Source organism: Salmonella sp. 32031103-2018-00083-FB-01-SM-01 (assembly GCF_017571995.1).
In the GTDB taxonomy this organism is placed as follows: Bacteria; Pseudomonadota; Gammaproteobacteria; order Enterobacterales; family Enterobacteriaceae; genus Salmonella; species Salmonella enterica.
Map to the genome: position 1 here is coordinate 641462 of NZ_JAGEQL010000001.1, position 15351 is coordinate 656812.

Annotated in this window: 13 protein-coding genes; 3 read left to right on the forward strand and 10 right to left on the reverse strand. The window is 49.0% G+C overall.

The features are described from left to right. Positions 1–24 precede the first annotated feature (24 nt). From J4614_RS03150 to J4614_RS03170, 5 genes are all read right to left on the reverse strand, one after another. A complete protein-coding gene (locus tag J4614_RS03150) occupies positions 25–1227 on the reverse strand; it encodes a lactate oxidase (protein ID WP_079972414.1) in 1203 nt (400 codons plus the stop codon). An 11-nt stretch (positions 1228–1238) separates the two neighbouring features. Beyond that, on the reverse strand, positions 1239–1814 hold the full coding sequence (locus J4614_RS03155) for a YceI family protein (RefSeq protein ID WP_001024319.1): 576 nt from the start codon (positions 1812–1814) through the stop codon (positions 1239–1241). A gap of 195 nt (positions 1815–2009) precedes the next feature. Further along, positions 2010–3665, reverse strand: coding sequence for a glucan biosynthesis protein (locus tag J4614_RS03160; RefSeq protein WP_001081945.1), 1656 nt, complete (start codon positions 3663–3665; stop codon positions 2010–2012). A 219-nt stretch (positions 3666–3884) separates the two neighbouring features. Then, positions 3885–5393, reverse strand: a complete 1509-nt coding sequence (locus tag J4614_RS03165; protein ID WP_023212384.1) for a carboxylesterase/lipase family protein — start codon at positions 5391–5393, stop codon at positions 3885–3887. A 48-nt stretch (positions 5394–5441) separates the two neighbouring features. Next, complete coding sequence (locus J4614_RS03170) at positions 5442–6785, reverse strand: VOC family protein (protein WP_024797926.1); 1344 nt, start codon at positions 6783–6785, stop codon at positions 5442–5444. Positions 6786–7077: 292 nt separating this feature from the next. On the opposite strand from J4614_RS03170, the gene J4614_RS03175 reads away from it, so the two are divergent. Continuing rightward, on the forward strand, positions 7078–8001 hold the full coding sequence (locus J4614_RS03175; RefSeq protein WP_000414259.1) for a LysR substrate-binding domain-containing protein: 924 nt from the start codon (positions 7078–7080) through the stop codon (positions 7999–8001). Positions 8002–8061: 60 nt separating this feature from the next. Here J4614_RS03175 and J4614_RS03180 read toward each other — a convergent pair whose 3' ends face one another. From J4614_RS03180 to J4614_RS03190, 3 genes are all read right to left on the reverse strand, one after another. Beyond that, on the reverse strand, positions 8062–9687 hold the full coding sequence (locus J4614_RS03180) for a methyl-accepting chemotaxis protein (RefSeq protein ID WP_000528481.1): 1626 nt from the start codon (positions 9685–9687) through the stop codon (positions 8062–8064). Between the two features lie 168 nt (positions 9688–9855). Beyond that, entirely contained in the window at positions 9856–10974 is a 1119-nt protein-coding gene (locus tag J4614_RS03185) for an S-(hydroxymethyl)glutathione dehydrogenase/class III alcohol dehydrogenase (protein ID WP_000842142.1), read from the reverse strand. 31 nt (positions 10975–11005) lie between these two features. Then, a complete protein-coding gene (locus J4614_RS03190; RefSeq protein WP_001120770.1) occupies positions 11006–11281 on the reverse strand; it encodes a metal/formaldehyde-sensitive transcriptional repressor in 276 nt (91 codons plus the stop codon). Positions 11282–11804: 523 nt separating this feature from the next. Here J4614_RS03190 and J4614_RS03195 point away from each other — a divergent pair. Further along, positions 11805–12206 (forward strand): effector protein, encoded by a 402-nt coding sequence (locus J4614_RS03195; RefSeq protein ID WP_077905323.1) that lies wholly within the window; start codon positions 11805–11807, stop codon positions 12204–12206. A gap of 128 nt (positions 12207–12334) precedes the next feature. On the opposite strand, the gene J4614_RS03200 is transcribed toward J4614_RS03195, so the two are convergent. Beyond that, on the reverse strand, positions 12335–13051 hold the full coding sequence (locus J4614_RS03200; protein WP_001527697.1) for a hypothetical protein: 717 nt from the start codon (positions 13049–13051) through the stop codon (positions 12335–12337). 425 nt (positions 13052–13476) lie between these two features. On the opposite strand from J4614_RS03200, the gene sseJ reads away from it, so the two are divergent. Next, positions 13477–14703 (forward strand): SPI-2 type III secretion system effector SseJ, encoded by a 1227-nt coding sequence (gene sseJ / locus J4614_RS03205; protein ID WP_001131418.1) that lies wholly within the window; start codon positions 13477–13479, stop codon positions 14701–14703. A 120-nt stretch (positions 14704–14823) separates the two neighbouring features. Here sseJ and J4614_RS03210 read toward each other — a convergent pair whose 3' ends face one another. Further along, entirely contained in the window at positions 14824–15168 is a 345-nt protein-coding gene (locus tag J4614_RS03210) for a DUF1294 domain-containing protein (protein ID WP_000281190.1), read from the reverse strand. Positions 15169–15351: the final 183 nt, after the last annotated feature.

The window sequence follows — 15351 nt, forward strand, 5'->3', positions numbered from 1 at the left end:
CGGGTATAGTACCCGACCTTTATATTACTGGGGCAGCTCTTTTTCAGTTAACAAGCGTGTCGTTTTCACTTGTTCAATATTCCTGGCGCCACCCAACATCATGTTAATTGTCAGCTCTTTGTTTAGCTGTTCAATCACTGATGCCACACCCTGAGCGCCGCCAAGATTAAGACCGTATAATACAGGCCGGCCAACCGCCACAATATCCGCTCCGCTGGCTAACGCTTTGAATACGTGCGAACCACGGCGTACTCCACTGTCAAAAATAACAGGCACTCGCTTGTTGACAACTTTTGCAATCGCAGGAAGCATATCGAATGAGGACGGCCCGCTGTCTAATTGACGGCCACCATGGTTAGAAACCCATATTCCTGCGGCTCCGGCCTGGATAGCAATTTCAGCATCCTCCGGCGACTGAATGCCTTTTACGATAACCGGCAGACCGGAAATACGATGTACATAGGCAATATCCTCCGGCGTAAAGGCTTGTTTAGCCTGCGCGTAAATTTCACTTATCCCTGCCCCTTTGCCGGTTTTTGAACCATCGTCATTTTTTCTGGCGAACATTTCCAGGTTTGCAAAGCCCAACGGGAACTGGAAGTTATTTTTAATATCTTCTTCCCGATAACCACCGACAGGCGAATCTACGGTCAGAATAATCGCTTTAGCGCCATGCTTTACCGCTTGTGCAAGAATAAATTCGTTAAACTGATTATTCTTACTCATATAAAGCTGGAAGAAGAACGGATTTTTCCCGGAAACGTTAGCCACCTCTTCGATGGTCTTGTTGCCATAAGTGCTCAACGAGAAAATCGAACCGACCTGCGCCATGCCTTTCGCCGTCGCCAACTCTCCGGAGGCGTGGGCCAGGCCCTGCGCTGCCATCGGTGCCTGGATTATAGGCGTTTTAAGCGGAATACCCAGTAGCTGCGTTGATAAATCGATCTCTTTTAACTCAATGCCCTGTAATACGCGCGGCATAATGTATTTTTTGTCAAAGCTTTCGGTGTTGCTGCGAAGATTATTCTCATCTTCGGCTCCACCGCGAATATAACCAAATGCCCCTTTCTCCATTCTGGCCTGAACGCGCGCTTCCAGAGAGGCTACGTTCGTAATTTTTATTGCTTTTTCGTCCGTGCTGGCTTTGTACTCTTCAGCATAAGCCAGGCCTGACGTTGCCAACATCGCCAGCGAGGCCACTACCCGAATGAGGTGATGAGTTTTCATCATTATTCCTTTTATTGCTTAACCGCTTCTGCCTGGATTTTTATATCAACAACTTTCGTCATCCCCATATCGACCAGATAATCTACACCCCATTGGGTGCGATCTATTTGCGTGACAAAATCACCACCGCAAACCTGCGCCTTGAATATCGGGCTCATATAACAGCCAAACTTGGTGGTGGTTAAGGTGACGGGCTTAGTTACCCCCTTCATTGTTAACAAACCGTCAATTGAAACTGGTTTATTATCTTCAAAATGCCATTTTGTCGATTTAAATACTATTTCTGGATATTTTTCCGCATCCAGAATATCGCTACTGCGAATATGGTTATCAAACGCATCCACCCCGGTATTTAAGGCGCTCACGGGAATCGTCACGCGCATCTCTGCGACTTGCTTTTCCGGCTGATATTTCAGTTCGCCGCTAATAGCATAAAACCCGCCATGATTGGTTGAGGTCTGGAAATGATCGATATTAAATACCGCATTGGTATGCGTATTATCAAATTTATATACATCTGCATGAGCAGCACTTAATAAACCCAGAGACAGGACAGCACCAAGAAAACTCTTTTTCATTATATTCACTTTATATCTTAAATAAGGTGAAGCTATCTTAATGTCCCCTGTCCGCAGGATCGAGAGGGATAAACAGGAAGGACTGTTGCAAAAATAGAACGATGGAAAGGCCGTGTCACAAAAACAGCGGCTCACGAATGAGTTTATGCCAGGGCAATTTCCGCAACCTGTACCGCCTTTGTGGCGGTACAGAAGGCAAACTGACTAACGCATGATACGATCGTCGACATAACGGCGCTTATCCGGCGCGGGCGGGAAATACTGATACAGCCAGGTTTCGCTGATAGCCTCCCCCTGGCAGCGCAGGAACATACGCATATCCACCGGTGCCGTAGAATCCGAGGTCGGATACCAGTCAAACTGGATACGATAACCGTCGAAAGGCTCTACGTAGAGGATCTCAATCTGCTTCGCCTCGCCACTGGAGAGCGTAATCACCGGCTCAATGCCTTTTGGCGCGGCCGCTTTCAGATCGCCGCCGACAAAATCAATAGCAAAACGGCGCGCCCATTTATCCGGGTAATGTTCGCCCGGCGCCCAACCTTCGGGAAATCCGCCCATCCCTGTACGGGTCGCCATGACCCGCGCAAGCGGCGATTGTACCGGCGGCTGCGCGCTCCAGTACAAACGATAATTGAACGCCAGCGCATCCCCGGCTTTGATCGCTTTTTCCGGCTGCCAGAAACAGACCACATTATCCAGAGTTTCACCAGTGGTTGGGATCTCCATCAGGCTAACCGCGCCTTTCCCCCACTTACTGCGCGGCTCCACCCACAGGCTCGGACGTTTATTGTACCAGCCCATCACATCCTGATAATGCGAGAAATCACGATCGAGTTGCAGCAGGCCGAACCCTTTTGGGTTATCGTCCATATATGCATTGAACTGCAATTTCTGCGGATTATTCAGCGGGCGGCAAATCCACTCGCCGTTACCCCGCCACATCGCCAGCCGATCGGAATCGTGAATTTGCGGATGAATGGTGTCGCATACCCGGCGTTCATTATTCCCACAGCTAAACATACTGGTCATCGGCGCAATGCCAAGTTGCTTAATATCTTTACGGGCGTAGAGATGGTTTTCTACATCCATGATCACCTGCGATTTTTCGCAATGAATCACAAATTTATACGCGCCCGTCACGCTGGCGCTGTCCAGCAGAGCGTAAACGGTAAATGTAGTATCGCCCGGCTTCGCGGTGTCAAACCAGAATGCGGTGAAGTCAGGGAACTCTTCCTGACCGTCAGTATAGGTATCTATCGCCAGCCCGCGAGCCGACAGGCCATACTGATAAGTATCATCTACCGCCCGGAAATAACTGGCGCCCAGGAAGGAGACGACATCGCGCCGCGCCAGTTCCGGTGCTTTAAAGACACGGAAACCGGCGAAACCGAGATCGCTCTGCCCTTCCAGTTGCGTCGTATCGACGCCGGCATCGTTGTATTTAAACAGTTCCGGACGAAAATGAATCTCGCGAGCAAGATGCGTCGTCGTATCAACGGAAAACATGCGTACGCGACGACGAAAGCCCATCCCTACGTGGAAAAACTGAATATCGAGCTGCCGGTTGGCAACACCGTTCCAGAGTGAATGCGCCGCGTCATACTGAATGCTGTTATAGGCCTGCGGCGTCAGATTGGCGAGCGTATCCGGCAAGGGGCCCGGCGCGCCGCCCCAGGGCTTTTTCGCTAACGCCTGGGCCATTGATTGCAGACCAGCAAAATCAAAACGGACAATTTTACCATCCGCAATATCGGATTCCGCGGCAAACGCCGCCTGAGAAAAGAGTGAAGCAATACCGCTGGAACCGCACACGGCGGCCATTGCCATTGAACCTTTAATAAATCGTCTACGATTCATACCTGAAAATGAGTCCTTCTGGTCTTGTGAATGGTCCCGCGCTGGTTTTTTCAGCAGCAAGAATGTGCCCGTTTCTGACCGCTCACTCTAGACAAAATTCATTAATAATCCAATTGTTGGTCGCCTGGAAACTGTGCAAAAGCGTAAATATTTTATGTCGATAAGAACCGACCTAATCGGATGTAAACCTCACGCAGCATTCTTCAGGTTATGAAAAGTTTATTCCAGACTAACGTGATGTTTCATGACTCGTTTAAACAGCGCCAGACGCGCACGCATAAAGCGGTTTTCCACTTTAAAACCGGCAAGTTTGTTCAGCCCAATCCGCAACAGACGATCTCGCCCCCGAATGCTGGCGGGCCAGCGAACCGGGCCGTGCAGCACGTCGCGCGTGCGGCTGGCATGACGAGCGAAATTCACCCAGTAATCCGCCACCTGCGAGGCAAAGGCCAGGTCATTCTCATTCACATAATGGCATGTGGGCTCAGCCCGCGTTAACGTATCGAATACATACGGTATTTCATTGCCATGACAGGCACCATTCGCGTAGGTGTTATGCTCCGCTTCGGCGACATAATCAAACCAGTAACGCCAGCACGGTTCGCCGATCCGCTGCTGCGCTTGCATGACGACATAACCCAACGTGGTAAATACCATATCCCGACAGACCTGCCGCCCTAGTGCTTCGTCGCCTTTCACTCCAGGATAAAGCAGCCGGATTAACCCCAGGCCAACACGCCGCTCACGGCGCATTTTTTGAATTTGACCGGCAATATCGACGCCAAAAACTGCCAATACGCTGGCTTCATCGCTATTCGAGCCGATCATCACCGGTATGGGATGCTGTTTCGCCGCAAAGAAGGTTTCCAGCATCGGATGCGGCAGCACGACGTCGCCGGAAATCGGCGTCGGCGCAATTTTAAAAGGCTCGTCCAGCGGCCAAAACGTCTCTGCCGGTAAAGCGCGTAGCTGTTCGGCAGTGGCATTGGCTAAACCAAGATGTTCTGCCAGCGCAACGCCTTTTTTTAGCGCCACCTCGCGGGGCGTATCCGGCAGCGTATAACCACTCTGAATAATCGCTTTATGAAAAAGCCCCTTCGCCAACGGCGAAGCCATCAACGACAGCACGCTGCGGGCGCCGGCGGATTCGCCAAATAACGTCACATTCTGCGTATCGCCGCCAAATGCGGCAATATTGTCCTGCACCCAACGCAGCGCAGCGATTTGATCGAGTAAAGCGAAATTATGAATACACTCCGCCTCTCCGCCTTCCAGCGCCGGATGCGCGAAAAAGCCCAGATGGCCAAGCCGATAATTGACCGTCACCACGATCGCGCCGCGCTTCGCCAGCGCATGTCCGTCATAGGGCGGCAAACTCCCCGCGCCAATGGTGTAACCGCCGCCGTGTAGCCAGACCATGACCGGCAACGGTTCATGACGTACGGCGGGAGCCCAGACGTTCAGATAGAGACAGTCTTCGGAAAAATTTCCCGGATCGCCGCCGCCGAGTTCGCGACACCAGGTAATATCCTGCCAACTGGCGCACGAGAAACAATCCGCCTGGCGCACATCCTGCCAGGCTGTAACAGGCTGCGGCGCACGCCAGCGTAGCTCCCCTGTTGGCGGCGCGGCATAAGGTATACCGCGCCAGATATGGATTTCTTCCTGTACGACGCCCACGATTTTACCGTGACGCGTCGCCACCAGCGGGATGGAGGGATTCAACATAACGCCTTCCTTTTACAGTATCCTCACAGCCTGTGAAGCTTACCGCTTTTAAAGCAGACCGCAACGGCGTTTACTGCGTTCTTCCGCTTCCTGATATAACGAAAATTCATCCCGTACTGCACATCCCAGCGCCTGTTCAAAGGCGTCGCGGCTGGCATTACCGTGCCTTCTGGCCAGCGTTTCATTTCCCAAATTCGACTGAAAAATGCCGGCTGCGCTGACCGGAAGAAAATCTTCATAGGTAATCGGCTGCGCGATCACCCAACCGCGCTCAATAAGCGGCTGCGGATCGTCGCCAGGATGAATCGCCTGACGATGCGCCTCGCCGGAAGGCGTTAAGCGATAGCGGAACCAGGCAAGCCCCTGCTGGCGAAGCAGAAATTCGCTATCCGGAAAGGCGTTAAAGACCTCCTGCAAATGGAGTTGATGCGTGAAGTTATCCTTACCCGTTCCCGCCTTGTGCAATAGTTCATCATATAATCGACGACCTTTTGGCGTCAGCGCGACGCCACGTTGCTCAATTTCGCCGAAGCGCGCCGTGTGCGTACCCTGCTTTTCATCAACGAAGAGCACCTGCTCTTCCAGGGCTTTGAAACTGGTTTGCCGCAACAGAATAGGCACTTCGCGGCGAGGCGGACCTTCGATAAGAATTTTAGGCGTAATGCCGCACTCCGGCATCATGGCCTGTACCCGGTCGATATCCAGAGTACGCGGCGTCAGATGGTTAATGTGACATCCCGGAAAACAGACCACGTCGGCAATTAAACGATGCTCACGATGCAGGCTGCGGTACGTTTCTTCATCAACGGTAGCCTGACGATGCCAGCGAAAAGTCTCCAGCGTTTCACGGACGAACTCTTCGGCCTGAGCAGCGCTAAAACCGCCCTGCTCGTCGTACTCATCCAGCAATTGTCGGCAGCGCGATGTAAAAATATCCCGCTGCGATAAGATTTCCGCCGCCCGCTGGCGTAATGCCGCGTTTTCAATGAGCTCCAGGCGTAATAGCGAAGTGAACATGCGAAAGGGATTACGCGAGAGCGAAGCCTCGTCAATGGGACGAAATGCCGTGGAGTGCACAGGCACGCCCGCCTGAGAGAGATCGTAATAACTTACTGGGTACATCCCCATGATGGCGAATATCCGACGCAAGGTAGAAAGTTCTTCTGCGGTGCCAACACGAATGGCGCCATGTCGTTCCACGTTCAATCGCGCCAGTTCATCGGCATTAGCCAACTGCTCATGCAGTTTGGGATTATTTTCCAGCACCGCCAGATTCACGTCAGCCACAAGTTCCAGTAACGTACCGTACTGCGGAACTTCCTGCTGGTACATTGCCGACATTGCCTGCGAAAAGTGTTCCCGAATCTCATCTGCCGTGATGGTGTTCGCCATAATGTCATGCCTCCAGTGAATGTTACCTGGAGTGTAGAAAACCTCATCCATTCCGGGGAGAAGAATTTACAAACTGTGATCCGGCCTGAATTCATTGTGTAGGACGGATTGACATGAGCTGGCGTATCCCCAACCAGATCGCGGCTTAACACGCTTAACGGCAGTTGAATCATCAGTAAAATAAAACAGTTGTAACTTGAAATGGTAAAATGTTAATAATATTTTGCTATCAGGTTATCAAAAACAAACAACTTTACTTGTCACCTGCACGGCTCTGTTTTTAACATCGCTTATGGAAAAAAATGGTCTGTTTAGTCAGCGCATTCGGTTGCGCCACCTTCATACATTTGTCGCCGTTGCGCAACAGGGAACTCTGGGGCGCGCGGCTGAAACCCTTAACCTGAGCCAGCCAGCGCTTTCTAAAACGCTGAACGAACTGGAACAACTCACCGGAACCCGTCTGTTCGAACGCGGGCGACTGGGCGCGCAATTAACGGTTCCTGGCGAACAATTTTTGACTCATGCGGTAAAAGTATTAGATGCATTGAATACCGCCGGGCAGGCGCTGAATCGCAAAGAGGACGCCAGCGCCGATGTGGTGCGTGTTGGCGCGCTCCCCACCGCTGCGCTGGGTATACTCCCGGCGGCTATTGGGCGGTTCCATCAACAGCAAAAATCGACCTCGTTACAGGTCGCGACCATGAACAATACGATGTTGCTTGCAGGTCTGAAATCAGGCGAGATCGATCTGGGTATTGGCCGCATGTCAGACCCGGAATTAATGGGCGGTTTAAATTACGAACTGCTGTTTTTAGAATCGCTTAAATTAGTGGTACGCCCCGGTCATCCCCTGTTACAGGAGACGATCACGCTCAGTCGGGTTATGGAGTGGCCGGTAGTCGTCTCGCCAAAAGGCACGGTACCGCGCCAGAATGCGGAAGCCCTGTTGCAAAGCCAGGGGTGTAAAATGCCTGCCGGATGTATCGAAACGCTATCCGCATCGTTATCACGACAACTGACCGTAGATTACGATTACGTCTGGTTCGTCCCCTCTGGCGCGGTTAAAGAAGATCTTCGCCAGGCAACGCTGGTCTCATTACCCGTGCCGACCCAGAGCGCAGGCGAACCGATAGGTATTCTTACGCGAGTTGATATCCCGCTCTCAACCGGGGCGCAAATGCTGATTGCGGCGATCCGTAAATCGATGCCGCTGTGATAGCGGCTGTCGGGCATTAAACGCGCCCGCGGCTAAAATAGCCCGCTGGCGCGACGCTTACTAAAGGAAGGATGAGCGCATCGTCGCGCCAGTATCCTGTAAACGAAACGCATCAACGGCTTGCGTCAAGCGGGCAGCCTGTTCTTCAAGCGAAGCTGCCGCCGCGGACGCCTCTTCGACCAGCGACGCGTTTTGTTGCGTAACCTTGTCCATCTCAGAAATCGCCTGACTGACCTGAACAATACCGCGACTTTGCTCATCAGAGGCTGCCGCGATATCGAGCATAATATCGGTGACGCGTTTGACGGCATCCACAATCTCATTCATGGTGCTCCCCGCAGCGATAACCTCTTCGGAGCCTTGTTCAATCAGGCTGACCGATGCGCCGATCAAGCCTTCAATCTCTTTTGCCGCCTGCGCGCTGCGACTGGCGAGGGTACGAACCTCACTGGCGACCACCGCAAAACCGCGTCCTTGTTCCCCGGCGCGTGCCGCCTCAACCGCCGCGTTTAGCGCCAGAATGTTGGTCTGGAAAGCGATACTGTTAATGACGGCGGTAATTTCCGAGATTTTTTTCGAGCTGGTGGAAATATTCCCCATCGTTTGTACGACCCCGGAAACCATCTGGCCTCCGCGACTGGCTTTACCGGAAGCATCTTCCGCCAGTTTGCTGGCGTGATGCGCATTATCCGCATTCTGCTTAACGGTTGCCGTCAACTGTTCCATACTGGCCGCGGTTTGTTCAATGGCGGCAGCCTGCTGTTCAGTACGAGAAGATAAATCCGTATTACCGGCGGTAATTTCGCTGGTGCCTCGATAAATTTCCTCCGCCCCCTGACGCACCGCCCCTACCGTTTGTTGCAACGCATGCTGCATCTGCTGAAGATGATGACTCAGACGACCAATTTCACTGCGTCCTGTGGGCTCGTCAGCCATGGTCAGATCGCCCGCCGCAATGCGTTCGATACGTGACGCAGACTGCTGCAAGGGTTGTATCACCGTGCGACGCAGCACCATGAAGGTCATTAACGTCAATACCAGCGCCAATGTAAATGCGCCAATCATAAACATCATACCGAGCCGGGTACGTTGGTAAGCCTGCTCGCTAAGTAGTCTCGCCCGCTCGGTGCGCAGTTCAATCGCTTTCAACAGAACATGGTTATATGCGGCATCCAGTTGTTTTGCCTGCTCGTTTTCATGATTAATGATCGCTTCGAACATGCCATTTTTGGCAAATTTCAGCATCGGTTGCAGGCCGTTGATATAGGCGGTGTAGCGGGCGTTTAACTCGTTATCCAGCGCGTCATCGGCGGGTGTTTTCACCGCTCTGGACATATAAGCGTTAAAGCCGTCCTGAGACTGCTTGATCCGCGTTTCCGCAGCGGCAATATTGGCTTTCATTTCATCCATTTCAGCAATCCGGCTCGCCGCGCCAGCGTGGATCATATTGATACGTGCGGTACGTAAGTGGTTAGCGCTGTTGGATAATCCCATCCGTACCTGAATCTCGTCCGTGACATCACGCTGATCGCGATCGGCCTGTAACAGAAAATAGCCTGCCAGCCCGGCGCTCAAAGCAAAAAGAAGAAGGATGCCACCGAGAATGGAGGAAAACAGCGGAACCAGCCGAATATGATGCAGGAAGCCCAGTTTATGCGAGGCTTGCATCGAGAATGTGTTGCCCATGACCGTCGACTCTCTTGTAAGTTTTATGCGTAAAACACGCCCGTTAGATAGTCATCGGCACTTCGTGACGTTTGCTTATCGCGAAAAGCATCGCCTTCGTCACATTTTCACAACATTCATTCCAGAAAATTCAGAAAAGCGCCAGCGGAAAATCCGCTGGCGGATGAATCAGTTATCGCTAAAGTGGATAACAGTACGGATGGATTTACCCTGATGCATCAGTTCAAAGGCATCGTTAATCTGCTCCAGCGGCAGGCGGTGAGTAATAAAAGGATCTAAACGGATTTTACCGTTCATCGCATCTTCGACCATCCCTGGCAGCTGCGTGCGCCCTTTCACGCCGCCAAAAGCGGAGCCACGCCAGACGCGACCAGTCACTAGCTGGAAGGGACGGGTTTTGATTTCCTGCCCTGCCCCCGCTACGCCAATAATAATGCTTTCGCCCCAACCTTTATGACAACATTCCAGCGCCGCTCGCATCACGTTAACGTTGCCGATACATTCAAAACTGAAATCTACGCCGCCATCAGTAAGCTCAACAATAACGTCCTGGATCGGTTTGTCGTAATCATTCGGATTAATAAAGTCCGTAGCCCCCATTTCGCCCGCCAGCGTAAATTTTTCCGGATTCGTGTCGACAGCTAAAATACGCCCGGCTTTAGCCTGAACCGCGCCCTGAATAACCGCCAGCCCAATACCGCCTAAACCAAAAACGGCAACGGTGTCGCCCGCTTTCACTTTAGCGGTGTTATGGACGGCGCCAATACCAGTCGTCACGCCACAGCCCAACAGACACACTTTATCCAGCGGCGCCTGCGGGTTCACTTTCGCCAGAGAAATTTCCGCGCAAACGGTATATTCGCTGAACGTGCTGGTTCCCATATAGTGATAAACGGGTTCGCCGTTATAAGAAAAGCGGGTAGTGCCATCCGGCATCAGCCCTTTTCCCTGAGTGGCGCGTACGGCCTGACAAAGGTTAGTTTTACCGGACTTACAGAACTTACACTCGCCGCATTCCGCCGTATACAGTGGAATAACATGGTCGCCGGGTTTCAGGCTGGTGACCCCCTCGCCGACCTCGACTACCACGCCGCCGCCTTCGTGACCCAGGACTGCCGGGAATACGCCTTCCGGATCATCGCCGGAAAGGGTAAAAGCATCGGTATGGCAAACGCCGGTATGGGTGATTTTGACCAGAACTTCGCCTTTTTTCGGCGGCGCAACGTCAATCTCGACAATTTTTAGCGGCTGACCGGGACCAAAAGCAACTGCTGCACGTGATTTCATATATCTCTTCCTGTTACGGTGAGGGAAATTGTTATTTTAGATAAGCGCGAAGGAGATGGCCGATTTCCGCCATCCGAACCGCGCGCTGATCTGGCGTAGTTTCCCCGCTGACCAGCTCATCTTTCAGATGGATTTCAACCATTTCACTCATCAGGCCATTAGACGCGCCGCGCACGGCGGCAATCTGTTGCAGAATCGCTAGACAAGGTTCGCCAGACTCAAGCGCCCGCTCCAGCGCTTCGACCTGCCCGCGTATGCGACGAACACGGGTAAGGATACGTTTTTTATCTTCAGGTGAATGCGGCATTCGACCTCCATATACTATAGGGGGGTATACTATCAGAATTTTATATTTATGTAATTGTAAAATTACACACAATATAAAAATCAATAGCTTATAGCTTTCCGGCATAGACCATTAAGAATCAGTTCACATTCAGCATATTCAGCTCACGGGAACTTTTTCAGGCCACAGACAATAAACACCAAAGCTTTCTTTCTAAGCTGCAATGTTCTGCCCGACTGGGGCACAGAGGTAATGCCGGTAAATCCAGTCCCATTACCCAGAAGTAAATATTTGCTTAATAGTTTTTATTTACTCACCAGGTGGTAATGAATAAAGGTTATGATATGCAGATGTCAGTCTTGTAAGAACGTAACATCACAACTGCGATACACCGCCGACGGGTAGCGAAAATATCTCAACCCTGTGTCTTTCCAGACTTAGTTAATAGTGGACAAAAAATCAAATGAGCGTTATTTGAAAGATTTTTAATACTCAAAAGCGTCATCATTATTGTTAATTTGAAATCAATCTCAGGTAATAATCCATGCCTATTTCGATTTGTAAACATGGTGCTCCTTTTGTTGTTCAACATGAAAATCGGTACGGTTCCGGTGCAAGTCAGTCATCATCACTTTTCAAATCAATACGCCATATTAGCAACTCTCATGAGGCAATAAACTTTATAAGTTGCTATAGTGCAAATGGAAGCTGTTTTTCCAATGCACAGATGCTAGCCAATGCCTCAGGGAGCCCTGTTATAGGCTACTTTGGGAAAATAAATAAGTTAACAGCCAATCTGGATAATAGCGGTCGTATATTCCGCCCACAGCATAAGCTTGCGGCCAGGATTTGTTATGTAGGTAATCGGCTTCTGAGCGGTCCAATTCAACTTGGGTTTGGCCTGAAACATCTGCTAAACTGCCACTCAGATGGTAATGTCAGATAAAGTGTCATGCCATGCCCTTCCCGGCATTGCTATTCCACAGCCTACAGATATAGGCGCTCAGTTCTTTCTCTAATCTCTGCCATGGGAAGCTCTGGCGTCATTTCACGCTCTTGCCAACCAGTATTTTATTAAAGTCTGACTTTTACCAGGGTAATTTCATAAGAGTGTCCATCTTCTGGTCTAAAAATAATAAATCTATTGTTATTTTTAGTAAAGGATTTCGACAAAATAAAACTATCATGATACCTGGCCAGGACGTAGTACCAGCCTCCATCATACAATATCATTTCGTATTCTTTCTTTAATTGTGGCTTATAGATCCCAACAAAAAAAGAAAATATAAAAAAATATATAATAAAACCAATCATAACTATAGTGAAACAATGTCTTCGCACCCAACTGAGTTGCGTAAAACAAATCACTGGCATCAATTTACTATAAAAACGCATCCCCACCGATAGGCATAAAGCCACCAGTAAAATGATAAAAAAAAGCTCCCACAAAAACGATTCTGTTAAGAGAGAAAACTCGATAACAATTGGAATAAAGAACAAAACCGCTGCCAAAAAAAGGCGTAAGAAGCTAAGGTCGTGGATACGTGCTTTTTGCTTTACTAAAAAAAATAATAGAATACCCACTCCCCACGCTATTATGAATATAGCCATCAGGCTAATCGCATGGAATAGACTTCGGGCAATGTTGTCAGGGCCGACGCCTACATACCACCACGGGAAACCATAGTACGCGGAGACGCCCCAGCCATAAAAATAGGCGCTCCCCCATCCCAGACCACCTAAATAGGCCAAAAGCATTGAAGAGTTTTTAATAATTGAATCATCACTCATTATAGTTAACTCACTTAAGAAATATTTAATATGAAAATAGAAATCAACACGTTATATAAAACACCACCCCCTTGGAAATAATAGCTTGATGATAAGCTTACCTAATTTTCCTGAGTATCAAGCCAGCTCATACCCACGCCAGCACACTAAAATCAGGAGTGGCTACTTTTTTTAGAGGTTTGCCTTAACCAGACGCACAGTCAATAATGATAGCAGTCAGATAATATGTACCCGGCATTAACCTCACGTTGTTGATGATATATTTACTTCGTTGAAAAATAATAAATATTGCATGTGTTTTTTTGGCGGCGACAAACTGTAAAAGAAGCGCAATTCTATATACACCATTTACCTGATTACTTTTCTTGCTAATATTTGTTAATTAATGTTTTGCTAAAGCGTGATTAATTAGTAAGGAGGACACTATGCCATTGAGTGTTGGACAGGGTTATTTCACATCATCTATCAGTGCTGAAAGATTTAATGTGATAAAAGAAAGCGCACGCCCTCCGGAATTAAGTTTATGGGAGAAAATCAAAGCATATTTCTTCACCACTTACCATGCAGAGGCGCTCGAATGTATCTTTAAACTTTACCACTATCAGGAACTGAATCTAACACCGGTACAGGTTCGCGGAGCCTACATCAAACTTCGAGCCTTAGCGTCTCAGGGATGTAAAGAACAGTTTATTATAGAATCACAGGAACACGCCGATAAGTTGATTATTAAAGATGATAATGGTGAAAATATTTTATCTATTGAGGTTGAATGTCATCCGGAAGCTTTTGGTCTTGCCAAAGAAATCAATAGATTACATCCCAAGCCAAAAAATATTTCTTTAGGTGATATTACCAGACTGGTATTTTTTGGCGACAGTTTATCTGACTCCATGGGGCGTATGTTTGAAAAAACACATCATATCTTACCCTCCTATGGTCAATACTTTGGCGGAAGGTTTACTAATGGATTTACCTGGACTGAGTTTTTATCATCTCCACACTTCTTAGGTAAAGAGATGCTTAATTTTGCTGAAGGGGGAAGTACATCGGCAAGGTATTCCTGCTTTAATTGCCTCGGTGACTTTGTATCAAATACGGACAGACAAGTCGCATCTTACACCCCTTCTCACCAGGACCTGGCGATATTTTTATTGGGGGCTAATGACTATATGACACTACACAAAGATAATGTAATGATGGTCGTTGAGCAACAAATTGATGATATTGAAAAAATAATTTCCGGTGGAGTTAATAATGTTTTAGTCATGGGGATTCCCGATTTGTCTTTGACGCCCTATGGCAAACATTCTGATGAAAAAAGAAAACTTAAGGATGAAAGCACCGCTCACAATGCCCTGCTAAAAACTAATGTTGAAGAATTAAAAGAAAAATATCCCCAGCACAAAATATGCTATTTCGAGACTGCCGATGCATTTAAGATGATAATGGAGGTGGCCAGTAATATTGGTTATGATACGGAAAACCCTTATACTCACCACGGCTATGTACATGTTCCCGGGGCTAAAGACCCTCAGCTGGATATATGTCCGCAATACGTCTTCAATGACTTTGTCCATCCAACCCAAGAAGTCCATCATTGTTTTGCCACAATGTTAGAAAGTTTTATAGCTCATCATTATTCCACTGAATAATGTTCCATCGGCTGCGGTACGCCTTGAGCAAAACACCGCTCAATATCATAGTGCCGGTGGCATGAAAATATGAGGTTGTCTTTGCTGCCGGTTGGTCAATAAGTGATCCATACTCTATGTTCAGTAGGACAAAAATGGATAGAGTCGATAGATCGCCACCGTAACTACAATACTCACTATCACACTGACGATAAAGTATGTTTTGAATGGCTGCTTTTGCGTTTTATGACGGAAGAGTTGTTGACCAACAATCGCACCAGGCCACCCACCGACAACCCCAAACACCAACAAAGTGGATTCCGGCACTCTGCGCCAGGTTTTACGTGCCGCCGTTTTGTCTATACCGTAGATCGCCAGCGTTAGCACGTTGGCGAGCAGGAACCACATCGCGACGGGATGCGATGTAAAAATGCTTCCGACCGCAGCGGAGATCAGGAGTAAATAACAAAAGCGGTTAAGATACATATTATTATGTCATAGCAATGATTAGGGACATCGGAGCCCATTATACGCGATACATGCGCCTATGTGATGTAGAATTTTCTTTTCATTCAGCCAACGAGTCATCGAGTCATCGAGTCATCGAGTCATCGAGTCATCGAGGATTCATTTTTAATTACCATGGTAATCATAAGGTAATTAACGTGT